Source organism: Paludibacterium sp. B53371, from assembly GCF_018802765.1.
Taxonomy (GTDB): Bacteria; Pseudomonadota; Gammaproteobacteria; order Burkholderiales; family Chromobacteriaceae; genus Paludibacterium.
Map to the genome: position 1 here is coordinate 3,222,618 of NZ_CP069163.1, position 18,945 is coordinate 3,241,562.

The following is an 18,945-nucleotide window of genomic DNA, read 5'->3' on the forward strand; positions in this document are numbered from 1 at the left end:
AGATCACCCTGCCAAAGACTGCTGATAGGTCTGCCAGACCTTTTGCGCATAGCGGTTGCGCAAACTGTCGCGATCCGGTGCCGTGCCAGCGTTATAGGCACCGACTGCGCGCCAGTTGTAACCGTAATGCTGGATCATGCCTGCCAGAATCCAGCTGCCGGCCATGACCGCCGCACACGGGTTCTCCATCAGCTCGCGCTCGGTGTAGCCATACTTCTTCAACTCAGCCAGATGGCGACTGTTAACCTGCATCAGGCCGATATCCACACTGCCGTCACGATTGCGGTTGACCGCACGCGGATTGAAACCCGACTCGACCTTGGCTATCGCCCACAGCAGACGCGGGTCAATCTGGTAGCGGCTACCCGCCTCTTTCCAGCACCAGGCCAGGCTTGGCTGGCTCGCCAGTCCCAACCCCAGTGCCAGCAACAGCCAGGTCAATGCCCGTCTCATTTAAAACCCCTGAACCAGGTCGGCGGCTTCCCCGCTGCCACCCGGCTTGCCATCGCTCCCCAGCGAGGCCACCTCCACCTCGCTGGACTGGCCCGGATTGCGCCAGATGTACGGATGTCCCCAAGGATCAGCCGGAATCGCTTCCTGCAAATACGGCCCCATCCAGCCACTCACGCCGGTCGGTGCCACCTGCAGCGCCTGCAAACCCTGATCGGCATCCGGGTAGGCACCGGTATCCAGGCGGTAGCGCACCAGCGCATCCTGCAAGGTCTTCATCTGACTCTGTGCGGTACGCACACGGGCATTACTGACCTGCTGGAACAGACGCGGGCCAATCACACTGGTCAACAGCGCGATGATCAGAATCACCACCAACAGTTCCAGCAAAGAAAAGCCCGCTTGCAGGCGGGGCATTTGACGGGGCAGCTTGTGTTTCATCCTATCCTCTTGATAACGGCGATCACCGCGATGCCGGACATGCCTGCGGCCAGCGGCACACGGACAGGACAAAACTGGGGGCATTCGGGTGATGATGGCCGGCGCCAGGCACCGACACGGTTGATTGGGTGTATTGCCGCGCAGCAAACAGCGCTGCGGGCATGCATGACAAGATAACGATCAGCGCCAACCTGCTGAATCAGAGGAATCCGAACCGTCAGAACTCAAGAAAAACGCCGTCAGATGACTGACGGCGTTCGACAAAAAACTTACATCCGCTTCCAGACGGCGGACTGACCCGGGATATCGCCCTTGGTCCACCACTGGTTCTGATAGGAGGCACCGTTATAGCTCACCTCGGTCCCCGGCGTGTCATAGGTCTTGTCGGCAGACCAGCTGAGATCTGCAGCCGGAGCCTGACCACCGATCTGCTTCCAAACCGCCGACTGACCCGGAATATCACCCTTGGTCCACCACTGGTTCTGATAGATTGCGCCGTTGTAGCTCACCTCAGTGCCCGCGGTGTCATAAGTCTTGTCGGCCGACCAGTTGCTGTCGCCAGCAGGCGCCTGACCACCGGTACGCTGCCAGACGTCAGCCACACCCGGCTGATCGCCCTGATTGGCCCACCACTTGGCTTGCCAGGTCGCATTCTGATACTCGACCGTAGCACCCGCGTTGTAGTGATCCTGACCGGCACACCACACCGGCAGACCGCTGGCACCGATCACATCGCCGCAGGGACTGACCGGTGCGGAAGTGCCACCCTGATCACCACTCTGGCCACTGCCCTGATTGCCACCCGGGTTTTGATCCTGACCATGGGTCGGCACGATCGGCTGATCGCAGCCCGACTGGCAACCCTCACCATTGTTCAGCCCGTGCGCCTTGATGCGCGCAAACAGCCAGCCATTGTCATCCTGCGATGGCTTGAGACCGGCCACCCCGGTCGTGTTACCACCCCCCCACAGCACCGAGAACACATTGGCCTGACGCAGCAGATCCAGGTGATCATGGCTCAGGCTATTGGGGTCGTTGGCCAGATCCGCCTGCAGATAAGCCTGCACCGTGGTTGCCGAAGAGCCATAGATGCCAGCCGGCATGGCCTGATCATTGATATAGTTGGCGACATTGCTCAGACCAGCCGCCAGTTGCGGGTTGCCGAGAATGAAGTCCGGCTCGGCCGAGCCATGATCGTAGCGCTGATCGACATCACCGGCAGTCTGCAGGTGCCCGCCCGGAATCTGCCACAACATCACCGGCAACTTGCCCAGGCCAGAAGCGACACCGCTGACATAGTTCATATACACACCCATGTCACGGGCGTTGTACAGATAACCATTACTCACCCCCAAGCCTGCCATCTCCGAATCAAAGACATCGCGCTCCCACTTGTCGAAAGCGATGTATTGCGGATCACGATCCTTGTTGCCGGTTACCAGCTTCATGCTTTGCAGGAAGGACACCTCGCCGCTGATGTGCGGGGCAATGATGGATGGCTGCGAAGTCGCCTGGTGAACCCAGCCGTGACCGGTCGGATCGCCAGCCCAGACATTGTCCTGCCAGCCAAAAGTAATGTGCGGTCCGAACTGGTGCATCAACCAGTTAATCGACTGAACGTACTCCGGGAAACTCTGGTGCTCACCCAGCAAATCCGCCGGAATCGCGACGTCCAGATTCAGCGCCTGCAGCGCCTTGGTCAGCTCACCCTTGACATCAATCGGCGTATTGAGCGGCACCGGGCAGTAGTACTGAGCACACTGCTTGTGCAATTCACCGAGAAAATCCGGATTGAGCAAGACCGTGGCCGGTACCGGATGGGCGGTGTCACGATAGCCCTCGAGCTGCTGCAGCAAGCTGATCAGATTCTGGTAGTGAATGGTGAGCGTACCATTGGAGATATCACGCTTGAGACTGTCATCCCCCGAACTGCCATCAACGGTATAAAACACAAAAGTCGGCATCGCCGGCGCCTGCATGCGGTCAGACAGGGTGCGAACTTCATTCATGATGTTGTCGACCTTCTGGTCGTGGCGGATCACCACATCATGGTCACCCGCACCATCCTGTCCGGCATAGGTAAAGAAGCCGAACACCGGCCTGACCGACAGCGCCGCCGACTCCTGCCCGCCGTTTACCACAGTACCCATGGCAATCTGACTGGTCGGCCAGCCCGGAGGCGCCGAGATGGCATGAGCAGCCTGTGCCGCCAGGGCAGCGCAGCAGGCCAGAGCCAAAACACTTTTCTTGAGATTCATACTGATCCTTTCGGTGTGATCATGAAGTGGCGATACCGGTCTCTCACAAAAGCCACCGGCGCAATCCCGTGGCCCCCACCTTACTGACCCGGGCTATCACGCCGAATCAGGGCAGTCCGAATCCGCCACTGTCATCCGAAAGTCACGTGAACTACATACAAACTTCAAACACGCTGCTTAGCATGGGTTCCACGAGAAGCCACTGGAGCCAATGGAGCCAACCATGCAACTGAATCAGAACCTCGCCCCCCGTCGTGAAAGCAAACTGGCCCTGCGCCTGGCGCAAGGCGCCGAAGACCTGCGTCGCGTACAGAAGCTGCGTTTCGATGTGTTTGCCGGAGAAATGGGTGCCCAACTGGCTTCGGCCGATCTGGGACTCGACTGCGATGAGTACGATGACTACTGCGAACACCTGATCGTCGAAGATCAGGCCAGCGGCATGGTGGTCGGCACCTATCGCATGCTGACACCGCAAGCCGCCGCCCGCGCCCCCAGCCTGTACTCGGAACATGAATTCAACATCGCCCGGCTCGAGCATCTGCGCCCCAGCCTGATCGAAGTCGGCCGCTCCTGCGTGCACAAAGACTTCCGCACCGGCGGCGTCATCACCCTGCTGTGGGCCGGCCTGGCCGACTATGTCCGCAAGCATGGCTGCGAATACCTGGCCGGCTGCGCCAGCGTCAGCCTGGCCGATGGCGGCCACCAGGCCGTCAGCCTGTACCGCCAACTGGAAGGCAGCCACCTGGCACCGGCCGAATGGCGCGTCTTCCCGCTGCTGCCACTGCCGCTTGACCGCGTACTCGACGACGCCGCCCCGGCACCGATGCCGGCCCTGATCAAGGGCTACCTGCGCGCCGGCGCCTTCGTCTGCGGCGAACCCGCCTGGGACCCGGACTTCAACTGCGCCGACTTCTTCATGCTGCTGTCGATGAACCGCCTCAGCAAACGCTACGACAAACACTTCGGCAGCAAGTAATCCAAAGCCGGGGTCAGGTCTTGTTTTTTGCAGCAAAATGAAAGACCTGACCCCGGCTCTCTTCTATAATGCGGCGATGCACTACTCCTTCGAGCCCATCGGGCTGATCCGCGCCCCCTATAAAGAGAAATTCGGCATTCCGCGCCAGAGTTCGCTGGCCCCTTCCGCCCGCTCCGAGCTGGTGCTGCTGCCCCCCTACGATCACCCCGACTGCGTACGCGGCCTGCACGCCTTTTCGCATCTCTGGCTGCAGTTCGTTTTTCACGAAACGGCTGCCCGTGGCTGGACACCGCTGATCCGGCCGCCGCGCCTGGGCGGCAATGCCCGCGTCGGTGTCTTCGCCAGCCGCTCTACCCATCGCCCGAACCCGATCGGCCTGTCGCTGGTCGAACTGGCCGGCATCGAATGCGACCAGGGCGTGCGCCTGCAGCTGCGCGGCGCCGACTTGCTGGACGGCACGCCCATTCTGGATATCAAGCCCTACATCCCCTTCGTCGAATCACGCCCGGACGCACGCAGCGGTTTCGTCGATGGTCCGCCGCCGCAACTCCCCGTCAGCTGGCATGAACAGGCCCTCGCCGACCTGGCCAGCCACAGCGACTTGCCGGCGGATTTTCGCCAACTGGTGAACGAGGTACTGGCGCAGGATCCGCGCCCGGCCTATCAGGATGACCCGATGCGGGTATATGGCGTACGCCTTTGCCAGGTCGACGTACGCTTCCGTGTCGCCCTCGGACAGGTCGAGGTACTTGAAATTCAGGCCCTGACCCAGAACTAACCCTTTATGCCAGTGTCTCATGGCATGCTGACATCTCACTTAGGAAACCTAAGATATGAATTCTCGTGCGAAGACGATCATTCTCGCCTTCTCCGTGGTCTCGCTGCTGCTGTCGCCGCTAGCTGAAGCCGCCCGGATGGGCAAGGGCCGCAGCGCCGGCATGCGCCGTGCTGCACCGACACAAACCTACCAGAAACCCGCCCAGCCGGCGGCACCGCAACAGCAGGTGCCGGCTCAGGCGCCGGCCCAGCCGCAGAAGAAGGGCGTCGGGGTCGGAACCGCCGTGGCCGCCGGGGTGGCCGGTGCTGCCGCCGGTTACATGATCGGCTCGGCCACCAACAACCAGGCGCATGCCGCCGCCCCGGCCACCGCTTCGGCGCCGAGCGCCGCGCCAGCCCCGGCAGAAGCCCCGCAACAGCCGGGCACCCCGTGGATGCTGATTCTGGCACTGGGCGCCGTCTTCCTGGCCGGCCTGATCTGGTTCCGTCGCCGCATGGCCAGCCCGGAACATGCGCCGCAAGCCATGCGTCCGCAGGCACCGCCGCCGAGCATGCCGAACGACAACCGCTTCGACCCGATCCCGGCCATCGGCTCCGGCTTCCCGCAACAAGGCGCCGCCCCCTCGGCAGGCCCGGCCGTGCCGAGCCGACTGCCGGATGGCACCGAAACCCCGTACTTCCTGCGTCAGGTCAAGGCCACCTTCCTGCACCTGCAGAGCCTGAACACGCCAGACTCGCTGGACGAAGTGCGCCGCTACATGACACCGGAGCTGTTCGAAGAGCTGCGCCACGACATCGCCAACAACCCGATGACCGCCGACTTCACCGACCTGGATTGCCAACTGGTCGAAGCCAGCGAAGAAAACGGCCGCTACATCGCCAGCGTGCGCTACTTCGGCCTGGTGAGCGAAGAAGTCAACGCGGCCCCAGTACCGTTCTCGGAAACCTGGCACTTCATCAAGGATGCCGGTACCTCCGGCAAATGGATGGTGGCCGGCATTCAGCAAAACTAAGCAACGGCACACACAGACAAAACACCGCCCCGGCAACCGGGCGGTGTTTTTTTATCGGGGTCAGGTCTTTCATTTTGCATCCGGATGCAAAATGAAAGACCTGACCCCGTCCTTGCTTACAGGCTGGAATGAGCCTTGCTTGCTGAAGCGGCAAAGGATATGTTTCAGCGAGGGCTGCCATCAGACAGCCCCGAGTCGTTTTTCGGGAGATTTCGCATGTCACAGGCGCCGACAGAACACGCCGGGCTGGCACTCAGCAGCCACTACCAACCGATTTACAGCCTGGCACACCGGCGCAGTGTCGGCATCGAGGCGCTACTGCGCGGCAAGCATGCCGGCCGGCCGGTGATGCCGGCCCAGGCCTTCGAACTGATGGACAGCCCGGAAGCCTGTCACCAGCTCGACCTGGCCATGCTGCGTACCCATGCCGCCAATGTGCCGCCCCTGACCGACCCGCTGTGGTTGTTCCTCAATGTGCACCCGGCGTCGCTGATGAATCTGGCACGCGCCGAAGCCGTTGCCGAGGCCATCACCGCCAACGGGCTGGCGCCGCAAAGCGTGGTGCTGGAAGTGCAGGAACATACCCTGGGGGGCGACGACATGCTGCAGCAATGCATCCGCCGCCTGCGCAAGCAGGGCTTTCTGATCGCCATCGATGACTTCGGGGTCGGCCATTCCCACCTGGACCGCATCTGCGAAATGGAACCCGATCTGGTCAAGTTCGACCGCCATCTGCTGCGCAGCGCAGCCAGCAATCCGCGCATCCGCAACCTGGTGTGCAGGCTGGTGCATCTGATGCACGAATCTGGTGCACTGGTCATCCAGGAAGGCATCGAAAACGACAGCGATGTGCTGGTGGCCCTGGAGTCCGGCTGCGATCTGGTGCAAGGCGACTACGTCGCCCGCCCCGGCCTCAAGCCGGAACACGACGACCTGATCACGCCACGCATCGATGCCCGCTGGGACGAACTGATGGTACGCGATCTGCTCAAGCGCAAGATCACCCGCCGCCAGCTGGAACTGGCACGCCAGTCCTTCGTGCAAAGTGCCATCCTGCTGATGCAGAATACCCCATTCGACGAGGCGGCACGGCCGATGCTGTCCATGCCCAACGTACTGCGCTGCTTCCTGCTCGACAGCGAGGGACGCCAGCTCGGGCGTAACCTCAACACTAAACAGGCCGCCTCGCAAAGCACCAACCCGAAATTTGCCCCGCTGGCCGATACCACCGGCGCCGTCTGGTCTCGCCGTGCCTATTTCCAGCACGCCATTGATCAGCCCGGCGTGCTGTACATGAGCGAGCCTTATCTGTCGATGACGGACACGCGCACCTGTGTCACCTTGTCGATGGCGATTGAAATCGATGAATCGATGCACGTGCTGTGCACCGACATGCTGGCACCGTCATCCGGCTACGAACCCGGATGACGGCAGAGAGAAAATACCCGGCGGCGCCTACTGCGCTGCCGGCGTCGCGCCGGCAGGCGCCGGCACGGCATTCAGGTACTCGAACAGTGTCACCACCTTCTGCACACCGGCAGTCTGGCTGACCACCGCCGCGGCCGCGTCGCCTTCGGCACGGGTCACCAGACCCAGCATGTACACCACACCGCGTTCTGTCACCAGCTTGATCGCCTGCGAAGAATAATTGCCCTCGCCACTGATCAGACGACTGCGCACCTTGGTGGTGATCCAGGTATCGTTATTGCGCTGACCAAAGGTCGACGGCTCGGCCACCACGGTGTAGTTCTCCACCCGCTTGACCCCCGGCAACGCACGCACCAGCATCTCGACCTTCGTGCGCTCATCGTCCGAGGCCACTTCACCGGTCATCAGTGCCGTACGGTTGAAACTGTTGACGTTCACATGCGCCTTGGGGAATTTCTGCCCCAGCTGCGACGTCGCCTTCAGCTCGATCGACTGGTCATCCACATAGGCGCCACTGGTGCGACGATCGGTCGCCACCATGGCGGTACCCGCCACCCCTCCGGCCACCAGCGGCAGACAACCGCTGAGCGAGGTGCCCAGCGCCGACGCCAGCAACAGACTCAGCAAGGTCCGCTTACTCATCACTCCGCTCCCAGCAGCATGTAATCCACCACATCACACATCGCGTGGATCAACAGAATATGGACTTCCTGAATGCGGCAGGTACGCATCACCGGCACATTCAGCAGGATATCGTCCGGCGACAGCAGCTCGCCGATCTTGCCGCCATCGCGGCCGGTCAGGGCAATCACCGACATGCCGCGCTCGTGCGCCGCACCGATGGCCTCGATCACGTTGGCCGAATTGCCCGACGTCGAGATGGCCAGCAGGATATCGTTGGCATGCCCCAGGGCACGGACCTGCTTGGAGAACACCATGTCGAAGTCGTAGTCGTTACCGATGGCCGTCAGGGCCGAGGTATCCGTGGCCAGCGAAATCGCCGGCAGCCCCATGCGCTCCTTCTCGAAACGCCCCACCATCTCGGCGGCGAAATGCTGCGCGTCGGCCGCCGATCCGCCATTGCCGCAGGACAGGATCTTGCCCTCGGCCATGAAGCACTGCATCATGCGTTCGGCCGCGGCCGCCACCTGAGGGGCCAACACCGCCATGGCTTCCTGCTTGGCGGTAATGCTATCCAGAAAGTGTCCGTTGACACGTTCGATCAGATCCATGTGATTCCTTCTTGCGTGCACTCACGCCAAAAAATTCTTTATCCAGTTCAGCCTGCCGTCCGCGGCGGACAACACGGCATCGAAACGACAAGGGACATTCCACAATCCCTTGAGCTGCATATAACGCTGCGCCGCGTGCTGCAGACGCGCCAGCTTGCCCGGGGTCAGACTCTCGGCGGCGCCACCGAACTGCTGGCTGCTGCGATGCCGGACCTCGACAAATACCCAGACACCGGCATCGGTCATCACCAGATCCAGCTCGCCGCCACGACAGCGCCAATTACGCTCTACCAATACCAGCCCGTGACGCAACAACCAGGACAGCGCCCGGTTCTCGGCATCCCGGCCGATCGGGTTCATTGCCCGTTATTATCCGGCATCATGATCGCCATCGGTAATACACGTCCGAACTGGTGATCACTGCCCAGTTGCAAATCACCGGTCACACCGGACAACTTCAGCGTGGCCGGGGTGTTCTTGCCGGCAGCCAGCAACAGCGCCAGGCGGTAAGCATCAATCCCCAGGGCATACAGCCGTTCGGTCTGCATGGTCAGTGCCGCCGACGGACGCGGATAACGCTTGACCTGCTCCTGCTCCGGCATCAGGAACCAGGGCATGTCGATAAAGCGGATGCCGGCCAGCGAGGCATCCGGCTTGCGGGTATTCAGCTGCGACGTCGCATAGACCGACAGATTGGACGGCAACGCGGCTTTCAGCGCCGAGGCTTCCGGCGGCGTCATGGCAATGAACACCGCATCGGCCTGCGCCAGGCTCTCGGTCATGGGCGCCGAAAACGGCCAGTCGAGCTGAGCCGGTGCGGCACCGGTCCGCTTCTGCCACTCATCCACAAACGCCTGGGCCAGCCGATGCGACAAGGGATCGGCCGTACTGACCACCAGCGGCTTGCTGCGCCCGTCATCGCGCATCACGCTCACCATCTGCCGCGCCTCGCCTTCCACCACCAGCGACAGGCCATACAACCGCGGCGCCACCTTCAGCCCGGCATCAAAACCGTTCAGAGCCAGCGTCGGCACCGTCACCTGGCTGGCGATACGGGCAATCCCCGGCCGGGTCAGCGGGCCAACCACCACCCGGACACCAGACTGCACCAGGGCGCGATACCGCGCCGACAAGTCGTCCGACTGCTCATCGACAAACACCAGCTCCGCCTGACCATCGGTCGCCGCAGCAGCATTCATGCCGGCCTGCACCACCTGGGCCGCCTCGCCAAACGTCGCCGACCCGGTCGGCAGCAATACCCCGATCTTCAGCGGGGCCCGCGCGGCCGGCGCGGGGGATTTGGCGGCAGGCGCTGCCGGTACGGCCGGCGCGACAGGAACCGCCGCCGGGGCCGCCGGCGCGGCCGGCAAGACCGTCGTCCGGACCGGGGACGCCGGTGCAGACAGGGGAACACTCAAGGGTTTGAGCGGCGCAGCATTGCTTTGGATGATATAGTCGGGAACTTGCGCATGGGCGACGCCCAGCCATGCTGCCAGTGCACCAACCATCAGTGGAGCCAGTTTTTGCATACTTCGTTCGCTCGCTTGATTGAGTCTTCCGGGGATTCTTTCCTACCCGGCACATTATATGTTCTGGCCACGCCCATTGGAAATCTGGCCGATATCAGCGCCCGCGGCATCGCCGCGCTGACGGCCGCCGATGTCGTGTGTGCCGAAGACACCCGGGTCACCGGCCAGCTGCTGAAAGCCTACGGCCTGCACGCCCCGAGGCTGGTCAGCCTGCGCGAACACAATGAGCGCGCCATGGCCGAGCAGGTCATCGGCTGGCTGCGCGAAGGCCTGAAAGTCGTCCAGGTCTCCGATGCCGGCACCCCGGCCATCTCCGACCCCGGCGCACGCCTGGTCGAAGCTGTGCGTGGCGCCGGACTGCCGGTCTGTCCGCTGCCCGGCGCCAGCGCCGTCATTACCGCCCTGTCGGCCAGCGGCCTGACCACACCGTCCTTCCTGTTCCATGGCTTCCTGCCGCCCAAGTCCGGCGAGCGACGCCGAACCCTGGCCCAGTGGCGAGAGGCAAGCTACAGCGTCGTCTGCTACGAAGCACCGCACCGCATCATCGACACCCTGCAGGATATCGTCGCCGAACTGGGTACCGAACGCCGCCTGTTCCTGGCGCGTGAACTGACCAAGACCTTCGAAACCCTGCGCACCCTGCCGGCCGGCGACATGCTGGCCTTCGTCCAGAGCGACAGCAACCAGCAGCGTGGCGAGTTTGTACTGATCATTGATGCTGCCGCGGCAGAAGAAGCGGAGGAGGGCCTGGCGCCCGAAGTACGGCACACCCTGCAGATCCTCGCGGCCGAGCTGCCGACCAAACAGGCCGCCGCCCTGGCCGCCCAACTGACCGGCGCCAACAAAAAAACCCTGTATGACTACGCACTTAGCCTAAAAACAGACCGCCACTGACCTACCATCCCGACGCGCCAACCGGCGCGTTTTTTATTGCCTAGCCCCACCCTCCGGCCAACGCGCCAGCCCCCTCGCCCCCCGTGCCCGCACGTTTCCAATAACCCACTACAGTAGTGCGGTATTCAGCATGTATTTTTACAACATCCGCGCCTTTGTAAAAAAACATGTCGTTTTTTTGAAACACACAATAATTTACAAATTCTTTACATTTCAAACAATTACCCAGTTTGCTGCAACGCAGCGAAAAAAGTGCTTTCTGATCAAGGTCATATTTCAGACTGTAGTTTTACAACAACAAACTGACGGCCACTTAAGATGCCCTCACCCACCACAGGGAGGTGGAGACGGCCGCCGCGCGGTACACCCCGAACGCGGCGGCCCCGACTCTAACAAGGGAATCGCAATGAAACTGAACAAGATCACTCTGGCTGTACTGGCCACTGCTACCCTCGGCGCCTCGGCGGTTGCCATGGCGGACGACGGCGTTACCGTTTTCGGCGACATGCGCGTCGGCGTCGTCAACTTCAACGGCAATGCCAACAAAGCCTGGGGCTACTCCGCCAAGGAAAACGTCTCCTCGACCAATATCGCCGGTCGCGGCAACCTGAACTTCAAGGGCACCGAAAACCTGGGCAATGGCCTGAGCGCCATCTGGCTGCTGTCCAACCGCTTCTCGCCGACCGGCAATCAGGTGGATGACCAGAGCGGCTCCCGCCCGGGAACCCTGGCCTCCAACGACACCTATGTCGGCCTGAAGAGCAACACCCTGGGTACCCTGGTGATGGGTACCAACTACGGCAACTTCCAGGATGGTCTGTACGACAACACCTACGTGGTTGGCCCGGATCAGATTCAGGGCTGGTTCGGCAACACCGAAGGCCACAACATGATCCGCTACGATCTGCCGAGCTTCGGTAACCTGAATGCCTCTCTGCAATACGGCACCAGCGAAAACGCCGGCGCCGCAACCGGCACCAAGGCCGCCCAACACAACACCACGGTCAACGTCAATTACGATAACGGCTTCTGGGGTGTGTCCGGTGCCTACACCGTGTCCAACAACCTGCAAACCAGCAGCCAGATGGCCTGGGCCACCAACGGCACCGACGTCGGCACGCTGGCACAAAGCCACCTGACCGCCATGATCAAGCCGGCAGATGCCCTGCAGCTGGCCGTCGAATGGCAACACAGCAACCTGAACGGCAACACCGTCAACAGCACCGCACTGTATGCGTACTACACCCTGGGCGCTGCCCAGCTGGGCATGCAGTACGGCGTACAGTCCTACAGCGGCCACACCCCGACGGATCTGAAGAAGGGCAAGTTCATTGATGCCTTCGTGCACTACGGCCTGAGCAAGACCACCACGGCCTTCATCGAAGTCATGAACAGCCGCGATGGCGCCCTGTCCTATGCCAACGGCCAGACCAGCGGCAGCCGCGTCATGACTGACATCGGTCTGATGAAGAGCTTCTGATCGGCCACGGGCGCCGACCTCCTGACCGCTGCTCCCCGGCAGGAGGTCGCCCGCCCGCTGAGTTGTTTTACCCGGTGTTCATCACCGGCATTCCTTTCACTGAGCACTGAGCAAGCTGCGCCGCCAGGGGCCATCCTGGCGGCATCTTTTTTTCTCCGGTCGCCGCAGAGAAAAAGCCAAACGCAGCACAATGATTTACAAGCGGCCCGTGATTCGTTAAGATTGCCGACTCTTGCCCAGGTGGCGAAATTGGTAGACGCAGGGGACTCAAAATCCCCCGCCGCAAGGTGTGCCGGTTCGAGTCCGGCCCTGGGCACCAAAGCCTTACCAGATAAGGCTTCTGCAAGAAAACAAACAGCGCCGCAAGGCGCTTTTTTGTTGCCTAAAACGGCATCATGGGGCACTGGCGGGGCAGTTAGCCAAAAAACTCCCGCACACAGCGGCGCAGAACAACAGCTGTTTTCTCTAGTTTTCCTACGATTACCTCCTTGTAATGACCCAGCACTTTCTGTACAGGTCAGGCGGCTAATTGATACATCATCGATGGTGTGATGAACGCTTGCTGCAGGCCGTAGCTTTTCACCAGTGCCGTATATCGCCGACTGGTGAAGACCAGACCATTGTCGCTTCGCAGCAGGAATCGCTCGGGGACGTGCCCCAGGCACCCAAAACGGTTAATCAGCGCATGCTCCAGGGCCGACTCCGCCGTTTGCGACTTGCCACTGCGCGATAAATGCCAGCGAAGCAATTCCCGGGTGCAGCAGTCAATCACCAGCGCCAAGTGACTCCAGCCATCCTTTCCCGCCCAAATACGGCACAGGTCGGTGGACCAGCGTTCATTTGGACGCTCTGCCACCGAAGGCAGTGCCTGGACGCGAGGACGAAAGCCTACCGGGCGTTTCTTCACCTGCCAGCCCTTGAGCTGGAAGATGCGTTGCACAGTGTTCTTGTTGAAGCCTAGCAGCCCCGCCACCGTGCGGTAACCAAACGAGTGGTTCTCCTCGATCATCGCCTTGATCGGTGCCACCAAGTGCTGCTGGAGCTTGGGCGCGGGCAACGGAACATCGCCCTGATCAATATTTGCAAGCTGGCGGAGACGCTGGACGTCCCTGCTGGTGAGCTGTTTGAATTTGAATCGGTAAGCCCGCACTAACCCTATCTCTTCTCTACCGGTCTCCCCCTCTGGTATCTCGCTGCCAGCCAGCGACCGGCCATGACCTCCCCCCTCTGCATTCATTCAATGCCAGCCGGTTAGTTGACCCCATTGTCCACTGAGCCATATCAAATTTATTCATTTTACCCATACGTAATACTTGCTGATGGTCATCATTTTGCGTAGCATCTAGGGACTAAACAGCTTTACAGCATATTAAAGAATAACGACGCAGATGCCTCAGACCTTGCAGCAAGACCATTCGATCGAATCGCTCACGCAAGCACAGCGCGACCGGCTGGCCTTTATCGAGCTGCGTCTACGGTTTATGGGCTGCATCCGCCGGCAAGACCTAGTGACCCGCTTTGGCATGCAAGAGGCAGCGGCCACACGTGATATCGGTCTGTACAAGGCCCTGGCAGCCGGCAACATCCAATACGACGCCAAAGCCAAGACCTATCTGATCGGCAACCACTTCAGCCCTCTGTTTTCCTACGACACCGAGCGCGTCCTAGCTTGGCTGACCCAAGGCATTGGCGACAACGCCGAGCCACAGCCTAAAACCTGGATCATCTCCGATGGCCCGGCCCTACTGGCCAAACCAGACCTGAATACGCTGGCGGCCATCACCCGCGCCATGTACCTCGGCTGCCCACTCTCCATGCAGTACCACTCGCTCACCAGCGGCTTAACCCAACGCGAAATCGTGCCTTTTGCATTGATCGATACCGGTCTGCGCTGGCATGTGCGTGCATTTGACCGCAAATCGCATGAATTTCGGGATTTTGTACTGACACGGGTTACACAACCGCAAGTATTAGTCGGGCAGCCGATCGCCGCGCATGAGCAGAGTGATCAGGACACGGAATGGAATCGGACAATCGAGCTTGAGTTGGTACCGCACCCTGATCAGCCGTATCCGGAAATTACCGAGATGGATTATGGGATGGAAAACGGTGTGCTGCGGCTAACGCTGCGTGCGGCGACGGCGGGGTACACGTTGAGAAAATGGGGGGTGGATTGTTCGCAGGGACACCGCTTGCGGGGACATGAATATCGGCTTTTTCTCAAGGAGCGTCAAGTTCTAGACAATGTTCGTACTGCCGTACTGGCTCCTGGATATGCACCTCGCACCTGTTGATGGTCACGATGAATAGTCGAGAAAAACAGGCGATTTAAAGAATACGAAAAATCATAGGAATTTGAATGCAAAACGCACAGCACCAAAACCTTGTCGGCTTTATCTGGAGTATCGCAAATAAGCTGCGAGGCCCCTATCGCCCGCCACAGTACCGTCGTGTTATGCTGCCGCTGATTGTGCTGCGCCGCTTTGATTTGGTGCTGGCAGAAAACAAGCAGAAGGTTCTAGCCGAAAAGAAACGCCTCGAAGACAAAGGCATCACAGGCCCGGCCCTCGAAAAAGCGCTTTCTCGAATCGCAGCTACCGACCGCAAACAAGAGTTGTTCAACACCAGTGGCTTTACATTCGAGAAGCTGTTGGGCGATGCGCCTAATATCGCGGGCAACTTGATCGCCTACATCCAGGGCTTCTCGCCTCGTGCACGCGACATCTTCGACAAGTTCGAGTTTGAAACGGAGATCGCCAAGCTGGACGAGGCCAATCGCCTGTACCTGATCATCAAGGAGTTCTGCTCGGCAGATATCAACCTCTCCCCCAAGGCCATCAGTAATTTGCAGATGGGGTACCTGTTCGAAGAGCTGGTGCGCAAGTTTAACGAGCAAGCCAACGAAGAGGCAGGGGATCACTTCACCCCTCGTGAAGTCATTCGCCTGATGGTTGAGCTGGTCTTCACGGGAGAAGATGGCATCTTCGAGCCGGGCATCTACCGAAGTGTCTACGACCCAACTGCGGGCACGGGCGGCATGCTGTCTGAATCTGAAAAAGCCGCGATGGCCAAGAATCCCCAGGCCAACATCGAATTGTTCGGCCAAGAATACAACCCCGAGTCCTATGCCATCTGCTGCTCTGACCTTCTGATCAAGGACGAGCCGATCAACAACCTGATCTACGGCGACACTCTGGGCATCAAGGACGCCAAGAACAAGACCAACGGCTTTGTGCCGCACGACGGCCACCCAGACAAGAAATTCCACTACATGCTGGCCAACCCACCCTTTGGGGTGGAGTGGAAGCCGGAAGAAGACTTCGTGCGCGAGGAATACGAACAGCAAGGCTTTGCTGGCCGTTTCGGCGCGGGTTTGCCACGCATCAACGATGGCTCGCTGCTCTTCTTGCAGCACATGATCTCCAAGATGCACCAGCCGCCCAAGCTGGTCGATGGCAAGAACGTCGGTGGCGACGGCTCCAAAATCGCCATCGTTTTCAATGGCTCGCCCCTGTTCACGGGTGACGCCGGATCGGGCGAGTCCAACATCCGCCGCTGGATCATCGAACGCGACATGCTGGACGCCATCGTCGCCCTGCCTGACCAGATGTTCTACAACACCGGCATCTACACCTACGTCTGGATCGTCACCAACAAGAAGCCCGCGCACCGCCAAGGCAAGGTGCAGTTGATCGACGGCACCCGCCATTTCAAGAAGATGGACAAGAGCCTGGGCAATAAGCGCAACAAGCTCTCGGATGACCACATCAGGGAACTGGTGCGCCTGTACGCCGAGCACGACCACGATGCGGAAAGCGAAGTGCTGGTGGACGGAAAGCCCGAGCGCCGGGTTTGCAGCAAGCTCTTCGAGAACCGCGAATTTGGCTTTTTGAAGATCACCGTTGAGCGCCCGCTGCGGCTGAACTTCCAAGCCAGCGCAGAGCGCATTGCCAAGCTGGATGAGCAGAGCGCCTTTATCAATTTGGCAAGCAGCAAGAAGCGTAAAGACGATGCAGCCTATCGCGCGGAAGTCGCGGCAGGCCAAGAAACACAGGCAGCCATCAAGGCTGCCCTGCAAGGCATGGACAGTGAAACGCTGTACCGCAATCGTCCTGCTTTCGAAGCCGTGCTCGAAGCCGCCCTGAAAAAGCTACCCAACAAGGTTCCTGCGCCAGTGAAGAAAGCGATTTTGGCGGCGCTGTCGGAGCGCGACCCCAAGGCAGACATCTGTCTGGATGCAAAGGGCAACCCGGAACCGGATGCCGATCTACGCGATACCGAAATCGTGGCCCTGCCGAATGACATTGAATTGCCGCTGCCACTGGGCTACGACAACGAAACCGGCCACGACAAGTTGTTGGCGCTGGTGAAAGACCACTGCGAGGACTACCTCAAGGCTGAAGTCCTGCCGCACGTGCCAGATGCCTGGATCGACCACAGCAAGACCAAGGTGGGCTACGAAATCCCGCTGACCCGGCATTTCTACGTCTATCAGCCACCGCGCCCGCTGGATGAAATTGCTGGCGAAATCAGCCAACTGGAAAAAGAGATCATGGCCATGCTGAGTGAGGTGGTCTGATGGCTTACAGCGCCTATGAACATTACAAGCCGACTGGCATCAAGACAATAGGCTCGATTCCTGAGCATTGGACTGTTCGCCGTCTGAAATTCATGGCGAGAATTCAGAATGGCAAAGACTATAAGGAAGTCGTAGCAGATGATGGCTTTCCAGTCATTGGATCTGGTGGCGAGTTTGCAAAAGCGAGCGCCTATTTGTACAACGGTGAGTCCGTATTGCTTGGAAGAAAAGGGACTATTGATAGGCCACTATACATCAATGGCCCATTCTGGACCGTTGATACGATGTTCTATACGGAAGTTGCTAACGATGTTTCAGCAAAGTATTTGTATTACTGTGCTTTGACCATCAACTTCCTGAAATATGCGACTAGCACAGCATTACCGAGTATGACCCAACAAGATCTCGGTGCAATTCCGTTTGCTCTACCAAGGCATGACGAACAACAAGCCATCGCCCGTTTCCTCGATTTCAAAACCTCACAAATTGATGCCCTGATCGCAAAGAAAAAAACGCTGCTCGACAAGCTGGCCGAAAAGCGCACAGCGCTTATCAGCCATGCCGTCACCAAGGGGCTTGATCCGTCCGTGGCGATGAAGGAGTCGAAGGTTGAGTGGCTAGGCTCAATTCCGCAAGATTGGAAGGAAACAAGGGTCAAATTTTTGGGGGATTTGATCCTTGGGTTAACTTATTCGCCAGATGACGTCGTAAGTGATGGTGGCACCCTCGTTCTGCGTTCCTCCAACGTCCAAGAAGGAAAAATATCCCTTGACGACTGTGTCTATGTCAGTTGCGACATACCAAAGAAGGTCATAACAAAAGCCGACGACATCCTGATTTGCTCGCGAAATGGGAGTCGCGCGCTTATTGGAAAGTGCGCACTACTAACCGAGGAAGTAAGCAATCAAGCCTTCGGTGCATTCATGACAGTTTTGCGGTCTAGACATGCTCGATTCTTGTATTACGTTCTCAATTCAACCCTGTTCAAATTCCAGTCTGGCCGATTTCTCACATCAACAATTAATCAGCTAACTACGCAAACACTTGGGGATTTTGAAATTGCGTTGCCGCCTGAAGAAACGCAAGCAGAAATCGTCAATCATCTCGATAAAGCTGCTGCGGCAATTGATGCTCAATGCAGAAAAGCGCAAACCGTCATCGATCGGTTGACCGAGTATCGTAGCGCGCTGATAACTAACGCCGTCACCGGGAAGATTGACGTGCGTGATTTTGCGATTCCACATATCGCCGAAGGGATTGCCTCATGAACGGAGGCAGCCCCCAATGGCGTTGAACGCACAAGGCTACTTCAACTGCCTGAAGTCCTATCTAAATACCAACCATTACGGCGAGCCGCAAGCAAGCGCCAGTGAGGTAGTGTTGAAGGAGAAGGTTTTCGGCCAAAGCGGCAACAAGCCCATCGAATACAAGGTTAGCTTGCAAACCACGGGCGAGACCTTGGTGATCAAGCTGGACACCAAGAAGAACGGCTCATCGTTGCCGCTGTTTCACTTTCTGGACGATACCGCCAAGCCCTGGTCAAAGCGCTGTGACTTCGTGGTGTTCAACCTGCGCAAAGGCAAGCTGTATGTGTACTGCCTTGAGTTCAAGTCAGAGAGCATTCCGCACGACGTACCAGACCAGTTGAAAGCCAGTGTGGATTGGCTCAAGGCGCTACACGCCACCATCAATGCGTACACAACCAAGCGCTACGCAATTCACGCGACCAAGTATGTGCTGAGCAACCATCCCGACCCGACGCCATATCTGGATGCGGATGGCAAGTACCTGCAGCGCGATCACACGATACGCCACTACCGCTATGCCGACCTCAATGGCATGGCGCTGGCGGATTTGGACAACAGCAATATCGAGGTGATTCGCTAAC

Annotated in this window: 18 protein-coding genes and 1 tRNA gene; 11 read left to right on the forward strand and 8 right to left on the reverse strand. The window is 59.4% G+C overall.

Annotated features, from left to right (window positions below; genetic code table 11):
- Nucleotides 1–3: 3 nt before the first annotated feature.
- From JNO51_RS15360 to JNO51_RS15370, 3 genes are all read right to left on the reverse strand, one after another.
- The gene (locus JNO51_RS15360) at nt 4–453 is read right to left on the reverse strand and encodes a lytic transglycosylase domain-containing protein (protein ID WP_215778990.1); all 450 of its coding nucleotides are present in this window, start codon (nt 451–453) and stop codon (nt 4–6) included.
- Nucleotides 454–891, reverse strand: a complete 438-nt coding sequence (gene gspG, locus JNO51_RS15365; RefSeq protein ID WP_215778993.1) for a type II secretion system major pseudopilin GspG — start codon at nt 889–891, stop codon at nt 454–456.
- A gap of 269 nt (nt 892–1,160) precedes the next feature.
- A complete protein-coding gene (locus tag JNO51_RS15370) occupies nt 1,161–3,149 on the reverse strand; it encodes a carbohydrate-binding protein (RefSeq protein WP_215778995.1) in 1,989 nt (662 codons plus the stop codon).
- A gap of 223 nt (nt 3,150–3,372) precedes the next feature.
- On the opposite strand from JNO51_RS15370, the gene JNO51_RS15375 reads away from it, so the two are divergent.
- The 4 genes from JNO51_RS15375 to JNO51_RS15390 all read left to right on the forward strand — a co-directional run bounded on the left by JNO51_RS15375 (nt 3,373) and on the right by JNO51_RS15390 (nt 7,343).
- Entirely contained in the window at nt 3,373–4,125 is a 753-nt protein-coding gene (locus tag JNO51_RS15375; RefSeq protein ID WP_215778997.1) for a GNAT family N-acetyltransferase, read from the forward strand.
- Nucleotides 4,126–4,162: 37 nt separating this feature from the next.
- Nucleotides 4,163–4,903 carry a tRNA (N6-threonylcarbamoyladenosine(37)-N6)-methyltransferase TrmO gene (gene tsaA / locus JNO51_RS15380; RefSeq protein WP_252346112.1) on the forward strand — a complete coding sequence of 247 codons (741 nt, stop codon included), beginning with the start codon at nt 4,163–4,165 and terminating at the stop codon, nt 4,901–4,903.
- 55 nt (nt 4,904–4,958) lie between these two features.
- Nucleotides 4,959–5,915: a Tim44 domain-containing protein gene (locus JNO51_RS15385; protein WP_215778999.1), complete on the forward strand. Its 957-nt coding sequence runs from the start codon at nt 4,959–4,961 to the stop codon at nt 5,913–5,915.
- Nucleotides 5,916–6,131: 216 nt separating this feature from the next.
- The gene (locus JNO51_RS15390) at nt 6,132–7,343 is read left to right on the forward strand and encodes an EAL domain-containing protein (RefSeq protein ID WP_215779001.1); all 1,212 of its coding nucleotides are present in this window, start codon (nt 6,132–6,134) and stop codon (nt 7,341–7,343) included.
- Between the two features lie 27 nt (nt 7,344–7,370).
- Here the strand turns inward: JNO51_RS15390 and JNO51_RS15395 are convergent, their stop codons facing one another.
- Genes JNO51_RS15395 through JNO51_RS15410 form a run of 4 tightly spaced genes read right to left on the reverse strand, consistent with a single transcriptional unit; the run spans nt 7,371 to nt 10,104 of the window.
- Nucleotides 7,371–7,985 carry a BON domain-containing protein gene (locus tag JNO51_RS15395; protein WP_215779004.1) on the reverse strand — a complete coding sequence of 205 codons (615 nt, stop codon included), beginning with the start codon at nt 7,983–7,985 and terminating at the stop codon, nt 7,371–7,373.
- Nucleotides 7,985–8,575: a phosphoheptose isomerase gene (locus JNO51_RS15400; protein WP_215779006.1), complete on the reverse strand. Its 591-nt coding sequence runs from the start codon at nt 8,573–8,575 to the stop codon at nt 7,985–7,987. The genes JNO51_RS15395 and JNO51_RS15400 overlap by 1 nt, the downstream gene beginning before the upstream one ends.
- A 21-nt stretch (nt 8,576–8,596) precedes the next feature.
- Nucleotides 8,597–8,935 carry a YraN family protein gene (locus JNO51_RS15405; protein WP_215779009.1) on the reverse strand — a complete coding sequence of 113 codons (339 nt, stop codon included), beginning with the start codon at nt 8,933–8,935 and terminating at the stop codon, nt 8,597–8,599.
- Nucleotides 8,932–10,104, reverse strand: coding sequence for a penicillin-binding protein activator (locus JNO51_RS15410; RefSeq protein WP_215779011.1), 1,173 nt, complete (start codon nt 10,102–10,104; stop codon nt 8,932–8,934). Before JNO51_RS15410 ends, JNO51_RS15405 begins: the two co-directional genes overlap by 4 nt.
- Here JNO51_RS15410 and rsmI point away from each other — a divergent pair.
- The 3 genes from rsmI to JNO51_RS15425 all read left to right on the forward strand — a co-directional run bounded on the left by rsmI (nt 10,099) and on the right by JNO51_RS15425 (nt 12,797).
- On the forward strand, nt 10,099–10,998 hold the full coding sequence (gene rsmI / locus JNO51_RS15415) for a 16S rRNA (cytidine(1402)-2'-O)-methyltransferase (RefSeq protein ID WP_252346113.1): 900 nt from the start codon (nt 10,099–10,101) through the stop codon (nt 10,996–10,998). The two genes, JNO51_RS15410 and rsmI, sit on opposite strands and share 6 nt — an antisense overlap.
- A 406-nt stretch (nt 10,999–11,404) precedes the next feature.
- The gene (locus JNO51_RS15420) at nt 11,405–12,478 is read left to right on the forward strand and encodes a porin (protein WP_215779016.1); all 1,074 of its coding nucleotides are present in this window, start codon (nt 11,405–11,407) and stop codon (nt 12,476–12,478) included.
- A 234-nt stretch (nt 12,479–12,712) separates the two neighbouring features.
- A tRNA-Leu gene (locus JNO51_RS15425) sits at nt 12,713–12,797 on the forward strand.
- 198 nt (nt 12,798–12,995) lie between these two features.
- On the opposite strand, the gene JNO51_RS15430 is transcribed toward JNO51_RS15425, so the two are convergent.
- On the reverse strand, nt 12,996–13,505 hold the full coding sequence (locus JNO51_RS15430) for a DDE-type integrase/transposase/recombinase (protein WP_215779018.1): 510 nt from the start codon (nt 13,503–13,505) through the stop codon (nt 12,996–12,998).
- 361 nt (nt 13,506–13,866) lie between these two features.
- Here JNO51_RS15430 and JNO51_RS15435 point away from each other — a divergent pair, with 361 nt between their 5' ends.
- The 4 genes from JNO51_RS15435 (at nt 13,867) to JNO51_RS15450 (ending at nt 18,944) form a co-directional block, all read left to right on the forward strand.
- Nucleotides 13,867–14,772, forward strand: a complete 906-nt coding sequence (locus JNO51_RS15435; RefSeq protein WP_215779021.1) for a WYL domain-containing protein — start codon at nt 13,867–13,869, stop codon at nt 14,770–14,772.
- Between the two features lie 65 nt (nt 14,773–14,837).
- Complete coding sequence (locus JNO51_RS15440) at nt 14,838–17,057, forward strand: class I SAM-dependent DNA methyltransferase (RefSeq protein WP_215779024.1); 2,220 nt, start codon at nt 14,838–14,840, stop codon at nt 17,055–17,057.
- Entirely contained in the window at nt 17,057–18,325 is a 1,269-nt protein-coding gene (locus tag JNO51_RS15445) for a restriction endonuclease subunit S (protein ID WP_215779026.1), read from the forward strand. Before JNO51_RS15440 ends, JNO51_RS15445 begins: the two co-directional genes overlap by 1 nt.
- A gap of 16 nt (nt 18,326–18,341) precedes the next feature.
- Nucleotides 18,342–18,944: a hypothetical protein gene (locus JNO51_RS15450; protein ID WP_215779028.1), complete on the forward strand. Its 603-nt coding sequence runs from the start codon at nt 18,342–18,344 to the stop codon at nt 18,942–18,944.
- The last annotated feature ends 1 nt before the right edge of the window (nt 18,945 follow it).